Source organism: Pseudomonadota bacterium, from assembly GCA_022572885.1.
GTDB lineage: Bacteria > Pseudomonadota > Gammaproteobacteria > Steroidobacterales > MnTg04 > MnTg04.
Genome location: JACZVC010000005.1, coordinates 90,637 through 112,057 on the forward strand (window position 1 = coordinate 90,637; position 21,421 = coordinate 112,057).

General features: G+C 57.0%; 19 protein-coding genes. 12 read left to right on the forward strand and 7 right to left on the reverse strand.

Annotated features, from left to right (window positions below):
- Positions 1-109: 109 nt before the first annotated feature.
- The 3 genes from fabG to rrtA all read right to left on the reverse strand — a co-directional run bounded on the left by fabG (position 110) and on the right by rrtA (position 2,473).
- Positions 110-862: a 3-oxoacyl-ACP reductase FabG gene (fabG, locus tag IIA05_03290; GenBank protein ID MCH9026125.1), complete on the reverse strand. Its 753-nt coding sequence runs from the start codon at positions 860-862 to the stop codon at positions 110-112.
- Positions 855-1,805, reverse strand: a complete 951-nt coding sequence (gene fabD, locus IIA05_03295) for an ACP S-malonyltransferase (GenBank protein ID MCH9026126.1) — start codon at positions 1,803-1,805, stop codon at positions 855-857. The genes fabG and fabD overlap by 8 nt, the downstream gene beginning before the upstream one ends.
- 71 nt (positions 1,806-1,876) lie before the next feature.
- The gene (gene rrtA / locus IIA05_03300; GenBank protein ID MCH9026127.1) at positions 1,877-2,473 is read right to left on the reverse strand and encodes a rhombosortase; all 597 of its coding nucleotides are present in this window, start codon (positions 2,471-2,473) and stop codon (positions 1,877-1,879) included.
- Between the two features lie 86 nt (positions 2,474-2,559).
- Between rrtA and gspG the strand changes: the two genes are divergently transcribed.
- The 8 genes from gspG to IIA05_03340 all read left to right on the forward strand — a co-directional run bounded on the left by gspG (position 2,560) and on the right by IIA05_03340 (position 8,012).
- On the forward strand, positions 2,560-3,003 hold the full coding sequence (gene gspG / locus IIA05_03305) for a type II secretion system major pseudopilin GspG (protein MCH9026128.1): 444 nt from the start codon (positions 2,560-2,562) through the stop codon (positions 3,001-3,003).
- A gap of 81 nt (positions 3,004-3,084) precedes the next feature.
- Positions 3,085-3,600, forward strand: coding sequence for a type II secretion system minor pseudopilin GspH (gene gspH / locus IIA05_03310; GenBank protein MCH9026129.1), 516 nt, complete (start codon positions 3,085-3,087; stop codon positions 3,598-3,600).
- A 2-nt stretch (positions 3,601-3,602) separates the two neighbouring features.
- Positions 3,603-4,022, forward strand: a complete 420-nt coding sequence (gene gspI, locus IIA05_03315; protein MCH9026130.1) for a type II secretion system minor pseudopilin GspI — start codon at positions 3,603-3,605, stop codon at positions 4,020-4,022.
- Positions 4,022-4,648, forward strand: a complete 627-nt coding sequence (gspJ, locus tag IIA05_03320; protein ID MCH9026131.1) for a type II secretion system minor pseudopilin GspJ — start codon at positions 4,022-4,024, stop codon at positions 4,646-4,648. Before gspI ends, gspJ begins: the two co-directional genes overlap by 1 nt.
- Positions 4,641-5,576 (forward strand): type II secretion system minor pseudopilin GspK, encoded by a 936-nt coding sequence (gene gspK, locus IIA05_03325; protein ID MCH9026132.1) that lies wholly within the window; start codon positions 4,641-4,643, stop codon positions 5,574-5,576. Before gspJ ends, gspK begins: the two co-directional genes overlap by 8 nt.
- Before the next feature lie 12 nt (positions 5,577-5,588).
- Positions 5,589-6,797, forward strand: coding sequence for a hypothetical protein (locus IIA05_03330; protein MCH9026133.1), 1,209 nt, complete (start codon positions 5,589-5,591; stop codon positions 6,795-6,797).
- Entirely contained in the window at positions 6,794-7,258 is a 465-nt protein-coding gene (locus tag IIA05_03335; protein ID MCH9026134.1) for a type II secretion system protein M, read from the forward strand. The genes IIA05_03330 and IIA05_03335 overlap by 4 nt, the downstream gene beginning before the upstream one ends.
- Before the next feature lie 22 nt (positions 7,259-7,280).
- Positions 7,281-8,012 carry a type II secretion system protein N gene (locus tag IIA05_03340; protein MCH9026135.1) on the forward strand — a complete coding sequence of 244 codons (732 nt, stop codon included), beginning with the start codon at positions 7,281-7,283 and terminating at the stop codon, positions 8,010-8,012.
- Here IIA05_03340 and IIA05_03345 read toward each other — a convergent pair.
- A complete protein-coding gene (locus tag IIA05_03345) occupies positions 8,007-11,366 on the reverse strand; it encodes a UvrD-helicase domain-containing protein (protein MCH9026136.1) in 3,360 nt (1,119 codons plus the stop codon). The genes IIA05_03340 and IIA05_03345 overlap by 6 nt on opposite strands.
- Positions 11,363-14,011: a PD-(D/E)XK nuclease family protein gene (locus IIA05_03350; GenBank protein ID MCH9026137.1), complete on the reverse strand. Its 2,649-nt coding sequence runs from the start codon at positions 14,009-14,011 to the stop codon at positions 11,363-11,365. Before IIA05_03350 ends, IIA05_03345 begins: the two co-directional genes overlap by 4 nt.
- A gap of 176 nt (positions 14,012-14,187) precedes the next feature.
- Between IIA05_03350 and IIA05_03355 the strand changes: the two genes are divergently transcribed.
- From IIA05_03355 to IIA05_03370, 4 genes are all read left to right on the forward strand, one after another.
- Positions 14,188-14,937 carry an electron transfer flavoprotein subunit beta/FixA family protein gene (locus tag IIA05_03355; GenBank protein MCH9026138.1) on the forward strand — a complete coding sequence of 250 codons (750 nt, stop codon included), beginning with the start codon at positions 14,188-14,190 and terminating at the stop codon, positions 14,935-14,937.
- Positions 14,937-15,878: an electron transfer flavoprotein subunit alpha/FixB family protein gene (locus IIA05_03360; GenBank protein MCH9026139.1), complete on the forward strand. Its 942-nt coding sequence runs from the start codon at positions 14,937-14,939 to the stop codon at positions 15,876-15,878. Before IIA05_03355 ends, IIA05_03360 begins: the two co-directional genes overlap by 1 nt.
- 47 nt (positions 15,879-15,925) lie before the next feature.
- Positions 15,926-17,602 carry a Na+/H+ antiporter NhaC family protein gene (locus IIA05_03365; GenBank protein MCH9026140.1) on the forward strand — a complete coding sequence of 559 codons (1,677 nt, stop codon included), beginning with the start codon at positions 15,926-15,928 and terminating at the stop codon, positions 17,600-17,602.
- Positions 17,603-17,777: 175 nt separating this feature from the next.
- Complete coding sequence (locus tag IIA05_03370; GenBank protein MCH9026141.1) at positions 17,778-18,338, forward strand: hypothetical protein; 561 nt, start codon at positions 17,778-17,780, stop codon at positions 18,336-18,338.
- Positions 18,339-18,752: 414 nt separating this feature from the next.
- Here the strand turns inward: IIA05_03370 and IIA05_03375 are convergent, their stop codons facing one another.
- A complete protein-coding gene (locus tag IIA05_03375) occupies positions 18,753-20,420 on the reverse strand; it encodes a tetratricopeptide repeat protein (GenBank protein ID MCH9026142.1) in 1,668 nt (555 codons plus the stop codon).
- A gap of 266 nt (positions 20,421-20,686) precedes the next feature.
- A partial coding sequence (locus IIA05_03380; GenBank protein ID MCH9026143.1) for a hypothetical protein occupies positions 20,687-21,421 on the reverse strand: 735 nt, incomplete at its 5' end.

A 21,421-nucleotide genomic window follows, 5' to 3' on the forward strand; every position in this document is an offset into this window, starting at 1 on the left:
CAAGCCCACTGCGGCTGCTTATTGTATTTAAATGTCTTGGGGCAATCTAGCAAGATGCCAATCTTACATGGATTTCACGGCGTTTCTATGTCTTTACCCGTGATTGGGCTCAGGCCATGTACATCCCGCCATTGATATTCAGTGTTTCACCGGTGATATAGCCCGCCGACGGCGAAGCCAGGAAGCCAACCGCGGCGGCAATATCCTCCACGGTCCCCAGCCGCGTCAATGGCACCTGGTCAATCAACGCCTGGCGTTGCTGGTCGGTCATTGCGCGGGTCATGTCGGTTTCGATAATCCCGGGCGCGACCGTATTGACGGTGATGTTGCGCGATCCAATCTCCCGGGCCAGCGCCTTGCTAAAGCCGATCATGCCCGCCTTGGCAGCCGCATAGTTGCTCTGACCGGCGTTGCCCATCAAGCCGACCACCGAGGAAATATTGATGATCCTGCCCTCCCTCGCTTTCATCATGCCCCGCAAACAGGCTTTGCTCATCCGGTAAACGGAGCTGAGGTTGGTATTGATAATTTCATCCCATTCATCGCTTTTCATGCGCAGCAACAGGTTGTCGCGGGTAATGCCGGCATTATTAACCAGGATCGCCGGTGCGCCCTCATTCTTGCCGATGTCGCCGATCAAGCGATCGACGGAATCCTGATCTGCCACATCGAGTACCGCTCCGCGCCCGCCGATGCCCGCTTGCTCCAGCGTGGCGCTGATGGCGTCTGCGCCCTGCTGCGAAGTTGCCGTGCCGACAACCGTGGCCCCGAGTTCGCCGAGTCGCAACGCGATGGCCTGCCCGATGCCACGTGTTGCACCGCTGACCAGGGCGGTCTTCCCCCGCAGAATTTTTTCATTCATTTCCGCTTCCCGTCGCTGTTTTTTCCAATGCCGAGTGCAGGCTCGCCGAATCATAAACCGGATACATGCCCATCCCGCGATCGATCCTGCGATTCAGCCCGGCAAGAACCTTGCCGGGCCCGCATTCCAGCAGGCTGTCCACGCCATGACTCGCCAGGTATTGTACGCACTCAACCCACCGTACCGGCAAGTAAAGTTGCCTGACCAGCGCACCGCGAATTTCCGCCGCTGAGCCGCATACCTTTGCCTCGACATTTTGCACGACCGCTAAGGTGGGGGTTTGGAATCTGATTGCTTCAAGGCGCTGAGCCAGTTTATCGGCCGCACCTTTCATCAGGGCACAATGGGACGGAACGCTGACCGGCAATGGGATGGTCTTGCGCGCCCCCATTTGCTTCGCTTTGTCGATCGCCCGTTCGACCGCCGCCGCCTGACCGGCGATGACAACCTGTCCCGGCGAGTTGAAGTTCACCGCGGAAACGATTTCATCACCGGCGGCCTCGCTACAGGCCTGAATCACCTGTTCGTCATCGAGCCCCAGGATCGCGGCCATGGCGCCGCTGCCTTTGGGGACCGCCTCCTGCATCATCCGGCCCCGGTACTCGACCAGTTTCACGGCATCGGCAAAATCGATTACGCCGGCGCACACCAACGCCGTGTATTCACCGAGGCTGTGACCTGCCATCATGGTCGCGGGCTGTCCGTCAAGCTGTTGCCAGAGACGAAATACGGCAACCCCGGCCGCCAGCAGCGCCGGCTGAGTCACCGGTGTCTGATCGAGCTTTTCCGCAGGACCTTGCTGGCTGACCAGCCACAGATCGTAACCCAGCGCCGCGGAAGCCTCGGCGAATGACTCTTTCACGGCGGGGTGCGCGTCCGCAAGTTCGGCGAGCATGCCAACCGCCTGCGAACCTTGCCCCGGGAATACATATGCCAGCGACATGTTTCAATTCTCCTGATCTGTTGCGCCATCGTGGTACAACGCGTTAACGCGCCGCAATTAAAAGCGCACGATCATACAGCAGTCGAACGATTGTGCAGCCTCAGGCTCCACACACCGATCAGCCCGCCGACTATCCCGAACCAATGCGCATCCACGACCACCGGTCCTCCGCTTGCCAACTCACTGCCTGGCAGGGGTCCCACCAGTTGCTCATAGAACCCCTTGATCAACACCGCGCTCAGCAGGATCAAACCGTCTTTGTGTCCCTGGCGGAGCCTTTGCGTCGCCCCGGCGGCCAGCCAGCCATGCAGCACACCAGACAACCCCACATACCACTGCAACTCCGGCCGGAGCCAGACAAAGCCCATGGCGATCATCGCGACCGCGAAACCAGTTACCCAGGCCCATTGGCCCAGCGTGAACTCCCGTCCGAGCAGCCAGAACACGAGAATCAGTGCGGCCAGGTTCAACGCCGTGTGGCTGGCGCCCAGGTGTACCAGGTGAGCCGTCAGCAGGCGCCATATTTCACCCGCCAAAACCGCTTCACGGTCGTATTGAAACAACTCCCGCGCAGGATCGCCAATTGCCATGAAAAGCAAGCCCAAACCGGCTATCAGGATTGTCGCTATCGCAACCGGCTGTCCGGCAATATCGGCCAATTTGATCATGAAATTTCCTGCGCTCTGCTATCATGTACTCGATTAGGGAAGCTCATGAACAGATCAGAGATTCCTAGGCTAACGGTGTCTGACCTATGAACGCAATAAAACCCAAGCTCGGCAGTGCCGGTTTTACGCTGATCGAGATCATGGTGGTCGTGGTAATCCTCGGTATTCTTGCTGCGATTGTCGCGCCCAACATCATCGGCCGGGTAGAACAGGCTCGCGTCACCCGGGCCAAGACCGATATCCAGACCATCGAAGCTGCGCTAAAAATGTATCGAATCGACAACTCGAGGTACCCAACCACCGAACAGGGCCTGGAAGCGCTGGTGCGAAAACCCGCCGGCACCAATCTACCCAAGTACATGCCGGACGGATATCTGGAAAAACTGAGAAAGGATCCGTGGGGCTCACCGTATCAGTATCTTTATCCGGGACAAAACGGGCGACTCGATATCTACTCGTTCGGTGCCGACGGACTGCCGGGCGGCGCAGAGGATGACGCCGACATCGGCAACTGGAATCTCGACGAGTAACACGCAGGGCGGCCGCGGCTCGTATCTCTGCTCATGTTGAATATTCCAGCAAGCTCGGGACCGATCCAACGCGGTTTCACCTTGCTCGAAATTTTAGTCGTGCTCGTTATCATGGCGATCGGCACGGCGATGGCGGTTTTCTCCATAGGCATCCTGGACCCGGACCGGGATGTTGCGAGAGAAACCAAGCGCCTGCACTCCTTGCTGGAACTGGCGCAGGAGCAGGCGGTGTTCCAGGGGCGCACGATCGGTCTCGAGATCGAAGCGCAGAATTACAGGTTTTTTCTTTATGACCGCCGCCCCGACGATGCCGGCAACATGATCAGCCTTTGGGTGCCGATGGATGACGACGAAATATTTCGCCTACGGACCTTGCCTGAGGGCATCATTGTCGAGCTGTTCATTGACGACCGCGATGTACAATTACCGGTAGCCGACGACGACGACGAGGCACCGGCGCCGCAGATTATTCTACTGAGCAGCGGCGATATCAGTACCTTTGAAATTCACCTGTTCCGCGAAACCGGCGCGACCCGCTACCGACTGGCTGGTGACAATCGGGACGGTCTCGTGGTCACGGCCCCTGGCGAGGAATGAGCATGAACAGGCAGCGCGGCTTTACCCTGCTTGAGGTCATGGTCGCCATGGCGATCACCGCGCTTGGCCTGAGCGCCACCTACTACGCCGTCATGCAATCGATCGGGGCAATCGATCGTTTGCAGGAAAAGACCTTCGCCCACTGGATTGCGCTTAACCAACTGACCGAAATGCGGCTGCAGCCACAGGTTGCGGAGACTGGCGAAAATAATGGCGACGTGGAATACGCCGATCAAATGTGGGTCTGGCGCTCCAGGGTATCGGAAACAGGTGTCGACAATCTGTATCGGGTGGATATCGAGGTCAGCAAGGAAAACTCAGCGGACGATGTCGTATCGGATATCGTGGGTTTTATTGGCCCTCCTTTTATCGGTAACGGCCGCATGCTTCCCTGGTCTTCCGAGCCCGCCGGGGAAAGCTGATGACCGGAATCGGAAAATCCCGTTTGCCGGGCTTTACGCTGATCGAAATTCTTGTGGCGCTGGCAATTTTTTCGCTGATGGCGGTCATGTTGTTTGGCGGCTTTATCGCGATCAGCAACCAAGTGGACTGGTCACGCGCACGCGCGGACCGTTTGCAGCAAATCCAGACTTCGATGATTTACCTGAGCCGTGACTTTTCACAGTTACAACCCAGGCCGGTACGCTCGGAACTGGGCGATTTCAAAGAAGCGGCATTGTCCGCGGATGCCCGGAATATCTACCTGGTAGCGCTGACCCGTGGCGGCTGGAGCAACCCGGCTGGTATCCCGCGCAGCACGTTGCAACGGGTCGCCTATCAACTTCAGGACCGACAACTCGTACGCCTGGATTGGCCGGTGCTGGACCGGTTATCCGGTACCGAACCACGGCGGACAGCAATTCTTGACGATGTCGACGCAGTAATAATCCGCTATCTCGACGCGCAACTTGAATGGCACGAGAATTGGCCGCCACTGGGCAGTGACAACAACGTAGCTGCCTGGGTTCGCCCGCTGGCGGTGGAAATCAGCCTCGAATTGTCGGACCACGGGCGGATTACCCGTTTACTGGAGATCCGGGGTGGCTAAGCGAGCAGCGATAAAAAGCAAAACCAGACAGAAAGGCGTGGCTTTGCTGACTGCCCTGTTGCTGGTCGCGCTGGTAACCATACTCACCGTCAACCTGCAATGGGATACCCGTCTGGATATCAGGCGCAGCGAAAACCTGTTCGCGTCCGACCAGGCTCTGCTCTATGCGCTTGGCGCCGAAGCCTGGGCAAGCGAAATTCTCCAGGCCGACGCCAGGGATTCGGTCACCGACCACACCGGCGAAGACTGGGCAACACCGGTTCCGACCTTGCCGATCGAAGGTGGCGCCATCCGGGGATTTCTCGAGGACATGCAAGGCCGCTTTAACCTGAACAACCTGGTCGATAGAGGTCGACAGGTCGACGAAGGCGCGCTGGAACAATTCGAGCGTCTGCTTACGGTGCTCGAGCTGGACCCTGCGCTGGCGAGGATTACCGTCGACTGGCTCGACCGCGACCTGGAACCCGGCTTTCCCAGTGGCGCCGAAGACAGTTTCTACACGGCCCGGATTCCGCCATACCGCACCGCGAACCTTGCAATCACCTCCGCCAGCGAAATCATGGCGATCGGCGAAATGGATGCGGCCAGTTTCCATATCCTGGCTCCGTATGTTACGGCTTTGCCAAATGGAACCGCGCTAAACGTCAACACCGCCAGCGCACCGGTCCTGCGCTCCCTGTCCGACCAGATCAGCGACACCGTTGCCGAGAACCTTATCGGGGAACGTGGCGACCAGGGCTTCGATGGCCTCGCTGCTTTCGCCGACCTGGTCGAGCCCGAGATCATGCAGTCACTGGAATTGTCCAGCAGTTTCTTCAGGCTGACCGCCGATGTATCTATTGGCTCAACCCGGTTCACCCTGTACAGTTTACTTGAACGCAACAATGGCCAGTTGATGCCGGTCATGCGCACATATAACAGTGAGTAGAAACAGGTCCTGATGAGCGAAACTCTGGTATGCAGACTGATCGAACAAGGTGCGCAGTGGGTTGCCATGGACTCCAATGGCGGACAACTCGGCCAGGTCAGAACAGGCGAGCTGCATGCGCTGTCGGTGGCGGCTATGCAAAAACACGTGATTTTGCTGGCGCCGGGCGCCGATGTCCTGATTACCAGCACAACGGTACCCATAAAAGGCGCCGCGAAAATGTTAAAGGCGATCCCTTTTGCACTCGAAGAGAATCTGATTGCCGATGTGGAAACGCAACATTTCGCGATCAGCAGGAAAGACAAGAACGGCAGTGTCGGTGTTGCCGTCATCGATAAATCCAGGCTTGAGCAACTGCTGGAAACACTCGAACAAGCAGGCATCGAGCCCGATGAAGTCATCGCGGAATCCCTGGGGCTGCCCTGGAGCGATGGCCGGTCGACGATCCTGGTTCGTGCCGACGATACGATCGGGTTGCGCACCGGCCGCTGGGCAGCGACATTTCTGGTTGGCCTGAAGCCGGCAGAAGTCATTGAATTCCTGCCAAAAGATCTGCCGAGCGATCGAGCTACGGTCTACTGTGATGAAACAGCCCTGGCATCGCTTGGGGACCACGCCGATCATGCCGCTATCCAGTTGCTCGAAGAAACAGATTTGCCGTTGCTTGCCAGCCAGGTTATTTCGGGACCATCGATCAATTTTCTACAAGGAAGCTTTGCACCCAAAACGCAGCTCATCGAAAAAATCAAACCCTGGAGACTGGCTGCTTCCTTGTTGCTGGCAGTATTACTGACGGTATTCGCCAAGGATATCCTGCGCCTGCAGCAAATCAAATCGGAGCGTCAGTCGCTCGATCGGCAGATGGCCAGTATCCTGACGACAACCTGTCCTGGCCAGACCAGGATCGTCAACCCGCTGAACCAGCTTCTGACTTGCACCGGCAGCAGAAACGCCACCGCTGCTTCGACCTATTTCCTGGAGACATTGTCCGTGGTCAGCGCGGCGTTGCCCCGTGACCTCGGCATCAGAATCTTGTCGATCAGTTTCGCCGACCAGAGTATGGAATTACGTCTGAACGTGCCTGACGTCGCCACGCTGGATAATATTCAGCGCACGGTCAACGAATTGGAGGATTTCTCCGCGGAAATAAAGAACACTTCCCAGGAAGAAAACCGGATCGAAGGTCGCATTCAGATTCACCGCAACGAGGATCAGGCATGACGCTGGCACAATGGATCAACGAAAGATCGGAGAGCGAGCGCAATATATTGCTCGGCGCTACCGCCCTGCTCCTGTTTCTGTTCGTCAGCATGGCGCTCAGTCCGATGTACAAGAGTCTGCAACAAAACGAACGGCGCGTGGCGCGTCAATATGCTGAACTGGATCAGATGAAAGCCATCGCCGGACAATCCACCCTATCGGTTACACAACCGACGACTACGAACGGGTCGCTGGTCATCCTGTTGCAAGACAGCGCTCGCCAGGAAGGGGTTGCCATTGCAACGATGCAACCTATCGGCGAGAACTCGATCAATACGCGGCTCGACGATGTATCTTTCAACGCAATGATACGCTGGCTTGCGGCGCTCGAATCGCGGGGCATCAGCGTGCAGAGCGCGTCCTTGCGCATCGGCCGGGAAAGCGGCACGGTCGATTCCAGCCTGCTGCTCAGAAGAAACTGACCGCAGCGTCTTTGCGCAGGACATGACCCGCTCAAACAAAAAGTTACTGGGCGTCGCGGTTGCCGCTTTTGTTTTCTTCCTGGCCGTCAATATCCCTGCCCAGGTCATTCAACCGTTACTTGCCGGGACACCGGCAAACATGAGCGGCCTGTCCGGAACCTTGTGGAATGGAGCGGCGCAGAATTTTTCTGTCGATCAACTACGGTTCGGAGCGGCCAGATGGCGCTGGAAACCCGGTGGCCTGCTGACGGGACGGATGGAATTCGATTTTCATGCGGGGGTTCCGGGTCAGCAATTATCCGGTCGGTTCGGACTGTCGGTCAACGGCCAAATCCACGCCAGGAACGCCAATCTCGAATTGTCGCTGACCCAGCTGGGCGCCATGCCATTCGGGACACAGGCCAGCATATCCGTAGCTATAGAATCGCTTGCCATGGCCGGCGACTGGCCAGAGCATGCGGCCGGAAGAATTCACCTGAATGACACCAGCATGAACATCCCCGGCAAGCTGGCCCTCGGTGATTTCGAAGGCCATTTCAGAATCGCAAACGGCGGCAACCTGATTGCCGACTTTTTCGATCTTGACGGTGCGCTGGAAATCGACGGCACACTGGACCTGGACGCCAGCGGCAATTATCAAGTCACCGGCCAGATCAGACCCCGCGGCCGGATAAACCAGCGCCTGAAAAACATATTGAATTTCATGCCCCGCGAAAATGGCGTGTACCAACTGAGTTTCAGTGGTTCTTTATAAATCCGGCTGCCATTCACGCCAGCCTTTTAGCAACGGAAAATAAAGCCCGACGCGAACGGGACATCCCTCCAGGTTGTGCATCAACCTGGCGTAACGATCGAGTTGACCCTGGTATCGCTGTTGCTGCATATCCAGGAAAACCTCCAGATCGCCGCCTTCATGGCGACTGGTTTTGTAATCGATGATCCAGCGCGTACCTTCATCATCGATGAATGTCCGGTCCAAAACCACGTTGACCAACTCGCCACCGAGAAATCCGCTCAATGCCTGTTCGCAACTTGCCTCGCGATGTGCCCCCAGGATCCACCGGCCCTGGTCATCGTCGAGGACGTTGGCAATCGATTCCTGCACGCTGTCGGTCGCAACGTCCAGGCCGGTTGCCGGCAGCCCCAGGGTCGTTAAATGTGTCCTGTAGTGTGATTTTTTTTCGCCGACCCGGGACCGGTTCCATTTATCCAGGCCTTCGCGGCCAATGAGCTCCAGCTCGGCGTGCACGACCAGCCCGATCATTCGCACCGCCTCCTTGGCCCAGTCAAACTCGATCGCAATGGCGCTTTCCCCGCTGTCTTCAGGCAATGGCGAAACCGTGTCAACCACTGGCAGGACCGGTAATTGCCAGCCGGCGGGCAGGCGTATCAGCGGCAATGGTGCGGGTCGTGGCCCGCTATCGGACCCGGCGGCCGGTTCCCGCGGCAGCATGTCGTAAACATCTTTCAGCACCGGCCACATGCGGTGCAACAGCGATTTTTTGGCTGCCCTGGCTTGCGGGTTTTTTGCAGAGACTATCGCATGTCCCAGCAGGTGCAGGCGTTTCTTTGCCCGGGTGCACGCGACATACAACAAACGATCGGTTTCATTCAGATCGCGCTGGTCATCGAGCCTTTTCAACAGCTTGAAAAACGGATCGCTGTCGTCGCCGGTCGCACTCAGCGGCGCCATCAGCAAATCCTCCTCGCCGCCCTGCTCCTCTACGACGCTGAGCCAACGCAACAACGGCCGGTTCAGGTCGGCGGGTTGCTTACCGATACCCGGGATGATCACGGTATCGAATTCCAGCCCTTTCGATTTATGGATGGTCATGATCTGCAGGCGGCCATCGGCCCCGGGGTCCGGCGCCGCGTACAGCTCGCCCAGTTTCTTTTCGATACCCGACAGGTCTGCCGGCTCGCCGGAGACGTCGTGTTTCTCAAGCAGGCGAAAATAGCTGTCCGCGTTTTCGATATCGGCGGACTCGCCAAGAACGGCGGGTCCACCCAACGCCAGCCAGAGATTCTCCACTCTCGCCCTGAGCCGGTAGCGTCCCCGTTCGGCCAGCGATTGCAGCAACGGACCACGAACACGCTGTAGCCTTACCTTGCCATCCGCACTCAGCTCATCCGGGTCGATCGCTTCCATCAGTTCGGCGACCGTTGCGCGGTGATCGGCGCCCATCAACACAAACAAGTCGGCAAGCGAGAGCCCGCACCAGGGCGCCCGCAGAACCGCCAGCCACGCACCGCGGTCTGCGGGGTGCAGGATGGCCTGGGTCAGCGCCAGCAAATCCTGGATCACCGGCCGGCCGGCCAGCGATTCCGTATCGATAGTCCGGAATGCGAGGCCCGCCTGGCGCAGCGCCGGAAGAATGCGTCGCAGGTGAGAGCGGCCGCGCACGAGTATTGCAACGCTGCCATCGGGGTCTGCGTCCAGCGCAGACGACACCAGTTGGGCAACGGTCGCCGCCTCCGCTGCTTCATCATTCCCCAGGATGGGGTGTACCGATACCGCCTCGCCAGCCAGTGCCGGCTTGTGCGCTACGGAAGCCGAGAACCTGACCTTGGCTTCCGCAAGATCTTCTACTCGCGGCATGATTTTGCCAAAAGCCTCGTTGAACCACTCGACCAGACCGCGTTGCGAGCGAAAATTGGTGCTCAGAACCACCGCTTCCAGCGGTATCCGGCCACCATCCAGCCCGTTACGGGCGCACTCCATGAACAAGGCAACTTCCGCTTCGCGAAAACGGTATATCGACTGCATGGGATCGCCGACCAGGAACAAGGTACGGCCGTCGCCAGGCTGCCATCCGGCAGTCAGCAGTTTGAGCATCTGCACCTGCTCGAACGAGGTGTCCTGGAACTCATCGACCAGGATATGCCGAATCCTGTAGTCCAGAAACAAGGCGAGGTCGGTCGGCCGCTCGGGCTCTCCCAGGGAGTTCAGGGCCGCGATCGCGACTTCCGTATAATCCACTTCGCCACGCTCGGCAAAAACCAGTTTTAGCTGGGCCGCGCATTGAGGCAATACGGTTAGCAGGCTTTCGAGCACCTTCCATTGCTCATCCGGATAGGCCTTGCGCGGCAAGGGCCTGATCTCATCGAGCTGGATCGCGAGTTCATCGTCATCGCGCAGCGCTTCCAGGAAGTCCTCCATATCGGCCTTGCGACTTTCCCCCGGGGGAAAACCGGTCGATTTACTGACTTTTTTGCGCCATTGCGGACCGCTCTTGGTCAGCAACAACAAAGCCGCGAATTGCCAGAACTCCAGCGTCTCGCTGTCCCCGATCCGTTCCTCGGTACAGCCGAAATCGTCGGCCATCTGAGGCGAATTGTGCAAAGCCACCATGATAAGTTCGGCCAGGGTCTTGCGCGAAGCGATGGTGAACGCCTGTCGCAGCTGTCCCACCTGACGATAAACCTGGCGTTCCAGCGCGCTTTCCAGCCCTTCGCGCAAGCCGCCCGCAGCCCCCATCGGCATGATCCTGCGCAACCAGTGGACACGCGCCTTCAGCATGTTGGCCAGCAAAGTCACTGCGCTCGTATATCGATTGTCCAGGTGCGCCAGCAAGCGGGCTTCAGGTGAATTCGCATCCTGCTCGGCAGCGCCCATCTGTCGTCTGGCGGCCTCCAGATACAGGGCATCGGGATCACCGGCAATGTTCAACGACAGCTCCGGCCCGGCCAACAAGGGTATACGCCTGGCGATGGCCGCGTTAAAACCATCGATGGTGGTCAACCGCAGCCTGGCGGGATGTTCCAGCAGCCGCCAACCCATTTCCTCATCGCGTCGCAGAACCTCCTCCGCCAGTTGCCGCCTGCGGATCTGATAATCCGTGGTGACTTCCTTCCGCTCACGCGCATCCTGTAAAGCCTCGAGAATGCGGTTGCGCATTTCACCGGCGGCTTTCCGGGTGAAGGTCATCGCCAGGATTTCCTCGGGCTTTTCGACCAGGGCGAGCAAACGGAGAAACCGCTGGGTCAGCAACTCGGTTTTCCCCGAGCCTGCCGGCGCCTGCACAATAAAGGAACTGTCCGGCGAGAGTACGCGCCGACGCTGTTCAGAATCGGCGATTGGACTTGCGGTCCAGTCTCTCCGGTTCATGAGCGCTCACCGGCATCGGGGTACTCCAGGATGCGACAGGCTGCGCTCAGATGGCAGTAATTGCATGCGCCGCGTATTGGATCCGTACGCGCATCGCCAGCCCTGAATGCCTCACCCAGGACATTGAGCCGCTTTTTCCATGCGGGCAACAGTTCATCCCAGCTGGTGGTTTCCTCTCCGCTGCGTCGACTGCCGTTGTATTTTTTCGCATTGGGAGCCAGCACCGCATCGGCAAGTATGCCGTCATAAACGCAGCTCTCGGCATTGAGCCGCGCGATACAAACCCCGGCGAGTGGCTTGTCGGACCCGACCGCATACACGGCCAGTTGCGGTTTGAATGGCCGCTCACCCAGCGAATCGAGGGCACTGTCCTTGCCGGTCTTGTAGTCGATGATCAGGCGGCGGCCGTTGTCGATTATTTCATCGACACGATCGATTTTCATGCCGATGGTCAAGCCGCCAACTTCGGTTACCACCAGTTCCTCGGTTTGCAACACGCGAAAATCCGCAACACGGGTTTTTTCATAGTCGAGCAGGCGCGAAATCAACCCTCGCTGGCGGTCTTTTTCAAGTTGCCTGACGCCATCACCGAACAGCATGGTTTCTGACTTCCTGAGTTGCCATGCCCGATCGAATCCGTTACCGATCAGGGTGTCCAGTTTGCTACTGGAGCATGCCAGCAGACCCTGAAGGTCTGTCAGGTGACGCCATAAGAATTCCAGCGTCTGATGGGCGAGATCGCCTTTCAGGCGTGGAGAAATACCGGGTTCGGGAGTGTCCAGGTTCTCAGCACCCAGCCGAACCATTGCGAATGCCCTGAACGGGCATTGCGACTGGTGGGTGAAAATTCCGCTGCCGCCCTTTTGCTTGCCAGTACCGGTGATCGGCGGACCCGTGAAATCATCCAGCGACTCAGTTTCCGAGGCCAGCAAGTTCCTCGCAAGCGGATTGGCCGCCAGGCTTTCCTGTACCATGGCAACGAGCGGCTGGCCGCTCTCGCCGGACAAACCGCGAAGCAGCGGGCTCACGCGACGCGGCTCATCCTCGACGATCTTGGCCCAGGACAACACGACATCGGGCGCGCTGTGACCAAGATCGCTGATCAACCGATCGGCAAATTCTATTGCGCGCTCGGCCGTCGCATCCGGCAGACCATACTTTTTCTGCAGACTCACTGGAATCAGCGGCGCCGGTTCCGGTGCTGCGGGAAACGATGCGTCGTCCAGACCACATATCCAGACTGCGTCAAAATTCGAACCGGCCGCTTCAAGCGTGCCCATGACCTCCACCGGCGCGGCAACTGCCTTCGGCTGGAACAAGGTAGCGGACGCGAGCCCGAGCAACCGTTCCAGCGTCTTTTGGGCCGAGAGAGCACCGGTTACGTTGCCGACTTTGCCCAATTCATTGAGCAGATCGTTCCAGTGCGCGGTGGCCTGGTACTCGTGACTGCTCAGACTGCGCTCGCCCGGCCAGCCAAGCCGGCCCAGCCAGTCGGAAAATTTCCCAACCCATTCGGCCGGCGCTGCGCGGCGGTCACCCGGCCGCTGTGCCTGCAGATCCTGCATCTGCTCCCGCAGATTTTTCAGATTTTCCTTATCCGAGCATTGCCACGCGATATTCGCCGGGCTGGCAGCCTCCATCCAGCGTGTACGGAATGCGACATCGAGCCTGGACCGTTGCCACAGGCTGGCGCCCGTTTGAAAGTATGGCGAGCGCAGAAAACGGCTCAGTTCATGGCTGTCCAGCCCGTTGATAACCAGTTGCAAAGCAAGCAGGGCATCTTTGAGCAGGGGCTGCTCCAGCGATGGGCGCCCTACCGATAGATGAAAAACCATGCGCTGTGCGCCAGTGCCCGGCAAATTTCCGCCGGGCTGCAGAATGCGAGCAAAAATTCTTTCGACGACATCCTGTTGTTGCGCGAGTCGGGGCACGATAATTCCCAGCGACAGATCGGCTTGTTCATTGAGGCGGTCGGCTGCCCACGTTGCGGCCGCGATCAGTTCCTGTTCCGGATCAACGCAAACTCGCAACTCACAGGTAGAGGTGGCAACCGCGCGCGACAGCGTCGAGACACGGACTCCAGCCGCGCGAAATTTATCCAGCAAAAACTGTTGCCGGGGATTCAGCTCAAAAAATCCAGCCAGGCGAATATTGCCGACCGATGGATCGCCATCGATTTGTTCGTCGAGCATCAGCGGATCGACCCAGTTCCGCTCCACCAGATATTTCTCATAACTGCTGATCCAGCCTGCCAGGCTCTGCGAGTCCGGGTTCGCATATGCCTTCAACTCGGCGTACGGAATCCGCCATTCCTGCATCAATCGCCAGGCTTTGCGCGCACTCCTGGCCAGCCTTTTGCCGCCTGTGATGTTCGAATCAGCGGCGATTATCTGCTCCCAGATACTGTCCGCCTGCGCTTCGCTGAGCAACACTTCGGCGAGTCCGTCACCCCGCGTCTTCGACCAGCAAGTGTTGACCCAGGTATGCCACTCAAGAATACGGGGGGTATGCCAGGCGCTTACACCTCTGTCATGCATTGCCAGCGCATATTCGTTGCGCAAGGATCGCGACAGCCGCTGGTTGGCGGTGACCACCAGACAACCGGCATCCAGCGCCTCAATCAATTTTGGATCCGGTGGCATCATTTGTCGGGCAACTCCGGCATTTGCTGTGGAGAGTAACCAATCCTGACCCGCAGTTCAGCATTCGGCGGCCATTGGCAATCGTCGGCAATAATGGTACGACAGCCCACACGGCTTGCCCGTTCTGGGCAATCGTGCTTCTATAGGTGGCGCCATTCTGACGGGAAATTAGCTTCTGCATGGATAGAATCCTGGTCTGCCTCAAACGGGCGGTTGACTATAATGTACGCATTCGCGTCAAGGCCGATGGCAGCGGCGTCATCACCGACGGCGTCAAGATGAGCGTCAACCCGTTCGATGAAATCGCTCTCGAGGAAGCATTGAGAATTCGCGAAAAAGGCGAAACCGACGAGGTCGTCGTCGTCAGTATCGGAACGGACGCCTATCAGCAGCAACTGAGAGTCGGTCTCGCAATGGGCGCCGATCGCGCGATACACGTGCGCACTGAACAAGCGCTGGAACCGCTGGATATTGCCCGCATCCTGGTCCGCATCGCCGAGGCGGAGAAGCCGGGTCTGATCATGCTCGGTAAACAAGCAATCGATGGCGACAATAACCAGACCGGCCAGATGCTGGCGGCGCTATGGGAACGACCGCAAGCAACCTTTGTCTCGGAATTGACCCTTTCAGCGACGACCGCAACCGCAGTCAGGGAAGTGGACGCCGGTCTTGAGACCATCGAGTTTGACCTGCCCGCCGTCGTCACCAGCGACCTGCGCCTGAACAAGCCCCGCTATGTGAAAATGCCGGATATCATGAAGGCGAAGCGCAAGCCGCTGGCCACGACCGAACTTGACGAGTTGGGCATCACTCCGCAAACACGGCTTACTGTTTTACAGACCGCGGCGCCACCGGCGCGGCAAAAAGGAAAAATCGTTGCCGACGCCGCCGAACTGATCACAGAACTGAAACGGATGGACCTGGCCTGATGGGCAGAATCCTGGTTATCGCCGAACATGACGGCAGTGAACTGAATCCAAGCACCGCCCGCTGCCTGAGTTGCGCCGGTGAATTTTCCGGACTGGACTGTGACATTGTCGTCCTGGCCAAAGACGGCCAGCGAGTCTGCGAACAGGCCGCTACCCTGCACGGTGCCAGTACTGTCATCCGCGTGGACAACGATGCGAATGAACATGCCCTGGCCGCCGTTCACGCTCCACAAATAGCAAAGCTGGCTGAGGAATACAGCCATTTGCTGGGCCCATCGACAACCTTTGGCAAGGATCTGATGCCCCGCGTCGCCGCCTTGCTCGGTGTTGCCCAGGTCAGCGATATCATGTCAGTGATCTCGCCCCTCAGTTTTCAACGACCCATTTTTGCCGGCAACGCAATCGTTACCGTCGAAACCCGGGCACAGGATAAGGTGGTGGCCACCGTACGCACCGCTTCCTACCCGGCCGCCGCCGGCGGCGGCAACGCCATCATCGAATCGCGGGCGCTCGATGTCGAATTGCCAACCCACACCAGATACCGCGGCACCAGCGGTTCGGGTAACGGCGGCCGTCCCGATCTGCAAAGCGCTTCCATTGTCATCTCCGGTGGACGGGGGGTCGGCAGCGAGAAAAACTTTGCGCTGATTTACCAGCTTGCCGATCGCCTCGGCGCCGCCGTCGGCGCATCGAGGGCCGCGGTCGACGCCGGTTATATCGCGAACGACCACCAGGTCGGTCAGACCGGAAAAATCATTTCCCCCGATCTGTACATCGCGATTGGCATATCGGGTGCGATCCAGCACATTACCGGTATCAAGGACGCCGGTACGATCGTGGCCATCAACAAGGATGCGGACGCGCCAATTTTCGAAATTGCCGATATCGGCCTGGTTGGCGACCTGTTTACCATCATCCCCGAGCTAGAAAAACTGCTTTGACGCGAGCTTAGCCGCCAGACCTGGAAAAAAAAGCACGGATAAAGAACATGCACAAAAGAATCTGGAGTTTCCTCGCGGTGCCGGCCATGTTGGCTATACCGCTGACGGCAATCGCCGAACCTGCGTCCACACCGGACAACCCGGTGTTTTTCAGTTTGCTGCCGCCACTGTTCACGATCGGACTGGCGCTGGCGACGCGCAGCGTTATCCCGGCATTGTTTCTCGGCGTCGTGCTCGGTAGCTGGGGACTTCACGGACTGGACATTGCCGGGCTCTGGCACGGTACGCTGGACAGCGTCGCCGTTCATGTCACCGGCGCCGTGGCGAACCCGGATCACGCAGCGGTCATGGTTTTCTCTTTCATGATCGGCGGGATGGTTGGCATCATTTCAAGGAACGGCGGCATGCAGGGCATCGTCGAAACGCTGATCAAAAAAGCGGACAACCGTCGCCACGGACAACTGGCCACAGCCGGCATGGGCATCGCGATATTTATCGATGATTACGCCAATACGCTGGTCGTCGGAAATACGATGCGGCCGGTTACCGACAGGTTGAGAATATCGCGAGAAAAACTGGCCTATATCGTGGATTCGACCGCGGCGCCGGTTTCCTGTATCGCGCTGATCACCACCTGGATTGGCTACGAGGTCGGTCTGATCGGTGACGCATTGCGCCAACTCGGAGCAGTCGACGTTTCCGCCTATGAGGTGTTCCTGACATCCATTTTGTACAGCTTCTACCCTTTCCTGGCGCTCTTAATGGTTTTTGCCATAGCGTACACAGGGCGCGATTTCGGACCGATGTACGATGCGGAGCACAGGGCTTTGACCACCGGCCAATTGCTTGCCCCGGGTGCGACGGTGGATGACTCGGCCCAGAAAGACAACAGTTTTACGCCGCCAGACGATTGCCCCAAACGGGCCATTAACGCTTTTTTGCCGATCAGCGTCCTGGTCGTCGGCGTGATCGGCAGTATGTACATGACAGGCGTTGCCGAGGTCGGCCATGATGCCGGGCTCCGCGATATCCTGGGTGCCTCCGATGCTTATCTCGCCCTCGTCTGGGGCTCTTTGCTGGGCGTCCTGACGGCCACGATCCTGAGCCTGGTCCAGAAATTGATGACCCTCGAACAGATTATCGAAGCCTGGTACAAAGGCGCACGCGGCATGTTCCTGGCCATGATTATCCTGGTCCTGGCCTGGTCGTTGTCCAACGTTACCACCTTGCTTGGCACCGGACCCTACCTGGTCGGCATGCTCGGCGACAGCTTGCCGATCGGTATGCTGCCCGCGGTTACCTTTGTCGCCGCCGCTTTTACCGCCTTCGCAACCGGCAGTAGCTGGGGCGCGATGGGCATACTGATGCCTTTGGTGATTCCGCTGGCATGGGCGATGCTGGGCGGTACAGACCCGACCCAGTCGGCAATTTTCTTTTCAACCGTTGCCTGCGTGCTTAGTGGCGCGGTCTGGGGCGATCATTGTTCGCCGATTTCGGACACGACCGTCTTGTCTTCTCTCGCTTCTTCCTGCGACCACGTCGACCATGTACGCACGCAGCTGCCATACGCGATGACCGCGGGCACCGCAGCGCTGCTCCTTGGCACGGTGCCAGCAGGTTTTGGCTTCCCCTGGTGGGCCAGCTTGTTGTTGGGAGCAGGCGCCATTCTTGCCGTCATTCGATTTGTCGGCCGAAAAGCGGAGCATCAACCAGCGCGGTCTTAAATACAATGTCCCGTACGACAGGCCAACGCCACGGATCTAAAAACGGCGGATTTTCTAAAGATCTGGTTTATTGTTCCCAATTTCCAGGCGTCAATTCGAAAAAGCATGAATCAAACACTCAAACGCACAGGCAAAATCCGTATACTGCAGTGTCTTGAGAACAAGGATTGTGATCATGACCCGTTCGGATAAACGCGTTGCCGCAACGCTCAAAAACTGGTTGACCAGCATTGACCAGCACCTGAAGTTTTCCAAGCTCGACGATGATGAATACCAGGCAAAGCGAAACTGGCCGAAGCATCGACGGCCCGCCCCGGAATTGCTCGAACTCGCGAAGAAGCGGGTAGTCACGCTGGCCAAAAAGCTGGAAAGCGAGGTCAACGCCGGTAACGGTTCGTTTTCCCAGAGTCTCGAGTTGATGCGGGTACTTGCCAACATGGTCGGCAGAGAAAGCGGTGAGCGATTTATTCCATTGGTCGAAACCGACAAATCCATTCAGGAGGCGGCCGAGAAAGGACAAAAAAAACACCCGGAGAGACGCGATTTTGTGATGCGGCAGGAATTGATCCGACTGGTCGTGTCCGATTCCATTCGCTTCCTGAGCTGGGGGCGTGACTGGCATGAATTACCCGAAGTGATCTGCCGGCTCGACGGCCGCCCGAACAAAACCATTACCCGGCGCATCCTCAAGGCCAATCGGGACGTCATCGAAAAAGAAGCGATGGGTGGAGTTTGAGGCTTTAGACTGCCGCCAAATTTACAATCGTTTCTTCATGTCATTTCGAGGAAATGTTTCCGCGGAAATATTTCTGGTCTTGGCTGGTCAAGGTGGCTCTGCGGGGTCGGCTTTCTGCCGAGGCTGTGTGAAAACTCATCAGTCTTGGCGACCGATGGGACAATGCTTCACTTTGCCAGTGCGCAGCAATCATAGAATGATCTTACAGCCAATATTGGTGTTGGAAGAAAGTGTATTCGGCAAGGTTTTACCACCTTCTTTTTCAAATTCTGGTTTTCACACAGCCTCGGCCACAAGCGGACATTCCGTGGCATTGTCGAATTGAGATCCAAAATTCCTGCACATCGTTCGGGGTCAGAGGTGCGACCACCAACCATCTGGGATTTTATTGCTCCGGGCCGACGAGTGGAACCACTATTTCCGGTACTGGTCGAGAAGCTGCTGGAAACGTGTGTCATCAGCCAGAGAAGCGAACTCGGGGCTGGTCTCGATTGTGATGAAGTCCGAATAACCATCGGCAAGAGCCTCTTCCAGTCTTTCGAGACCTTTCTGTATGTCGCCCAGCGCCAAGTGAGTTCTACTTATCCTAACAAGCACAGCCGGGGTTTGCTCCGCCTTGTTGAACGCGGTCAGTGCTTGGTGGTAGTTGCCCTGCTTGAAAAATATTCGGCCGATCTTAACATGGGCACTGTTGTGATCGGGATTGAGAATCAGAGCATACTCATACGCAGAAATGGCATCCGCAGAGTGCTCTTGAAAGCGAAGTGCGTCACCAAGGATAACGTATGCCCAGAAATAAGCCGGAGTAAGTCGAATGGCCTCGCGTGATGCCTTTTCAGCCTCTGTCGCACTTGGTGGTTGCAGCCTATTATATGCCCAGGCTAGATCACACCAGGTATAGCCGTTCTGAGGATCCAAGCTTACAGCTTCGCGAAATTCATCGACGGCACGTACATAATCACCACCTGCTCCGTGTGCAAGGCCCAAGGCCAAATGAGGTTCAGGGAGACTCGTATCCAGCGCAAGCGCTTCGGTGGCGAAAGCATGTGCAAGCAGCAATTGTTCTGGAGCAGATTTGCTTCCAAATAATACATAATTGCTCTCGACCATCGATAGACCAGCTACGGCTAACGAATAATTCGGATCGAATTCGAGCGCCTGCTGGAAATGATTGCGCGCCGCATTCAGCCTCGATTCGAAATTGTCTGACCGGTAATGGAAGGATTCGATTATCGTCCAACCCCGCAAAAAAGCATCGTAAGCCTCGAGGTTTTCGGTATCGTGCCGAGCGATGGCCTCTGCCTCTTCGGGGCTTAAGTGAATATCAAGGGCATCGGCGATTTTTAGGGCAGTCTGTTCCTGTAAGTCGAACACGTCCTGCAATTCGCCGTCAAAGTTCTCCGACCAAATGTTGAAACCGGTTGATGAATCAATCAACAAAGCGCTGATTCGTACTCGACTACCAGATCTGCGTACAGTGCCCTCAAGCAAATAACGCACCTTTAGTTCCTGGCCAATCTCGTTTATATCTTCCTTTGTCTGAAAGTACGAAACTACTTGAAGATTCTGTATCCGCGACAATCTGCTGATCAGTTCTGCTGTCATCCCCTTGCTGAAATATTCGTTGTCCGAGTCAGCACTCAAATTCTCGAATGGAAACACGGCAATAGAGTTTTCGGGAACATTCGTTGCCTGAATAGTCGTCGGGGTAGTGTCCCGCGTGCCGACAATTTCCTGTGCCAGACCGAAAGTGATAATTCCGACGACGATCGACAGCCCTGCAAGAATAATGTAATCAACTCTTTTGAGAGACAAATCGCTCGGCAGCTCAGAATCGACGACAGGGGTTCGTACGATTCCATTGGCTGTGATGTCGTACTTCCAGCCGAGAATCAGGGCCAAAGGAAACCCGATAAATGCCCCGATCCAAATGTATCGCAGCGCCTGCTCAGGCAGCTCAAAAGACTCAAAGGCCAGGTCGGCAACCTGCAAAACTACCCACACGCCCACTAAATAGATAGCCGCTACACGAAAGACCTGGCGGCGGCGCAGCTCACGGACAAATTGCCATAGCCGTTTCATGCTTGAAGTTTAGAGCATCTGACCTATTTCATGGAGAAAATATATGGTTTAACTGAGACAATGGAATGACGGCAGTTATGGGCATCAGTCCGGTATTTTTTCGCTTGATGGCCGCTTTGGGTCGTTAGCGGCCCTTTGGACTGATTCTAGCTTAATGTCCGCTTTTTCCGAATGCGGACGTTCAGACTAGTGAAAATGGCATGAAATTGAGGTCCGCTTTCGGCCACAAGCGGTCATTCGTAGTAACTCCCACCATCCACTCACATCTAATTTTTCAACTCTAGATCAATCAATCGAATACTGTTTTCAAGCGCAGCCTTGAGAGATTTGTAGGCTGTGATGGCTTCCAAATGATCCCAATGTTCCTGAATCAGAATGCCCAAGAATTCTGGATCGCGTAGTAGCGCTGTATGGTCCTGCTGCTCAGCTATCGGGTATATCGGTGGCGTCGGCGCCCTCCCAGTGCCGGGTCGTCCTTTTGCCATCGTATTGGCAATCTGACTGAGTGATGAATGAGAGTTGAGGAAAGGGATGACTACATTGCGAGTTGTGTCCTTATCGTTTAATTCAGATCTTGTAGTAGAGTCATATCTACTTGGCATGCTGGCAAGGACGCGGCGCAAATCCTCATTCTCAATCAATGAGAGCCCGCCACTCTGCAAGAGGCCGTCGATTGCCCCTCTGGAATACGCAATATTTTGCCACCAGGTTAGGTCTCCTAGTAGCTCATCGAATACGTCTGACTCTAACGACGTTCGCGCAACCGAAGCATCAAAAATTCTGAGAATCGAGTCGACAACAGCATCTCGATATGACAATTCGATTTCGATCAGGCCCAGATTCTGCTCGAACTCTGACTTAAGACCCAAAAGGATACCTTGTTCCTCGCCCCAATCTTGATAATCGTCCCACCACGCCTCAATTGAGAATGCTAAAAGAATACTGACGACAATTGCTGCACCCTCCGCAGATATGCGCTTCCATTGGATATTGTTGGTGTT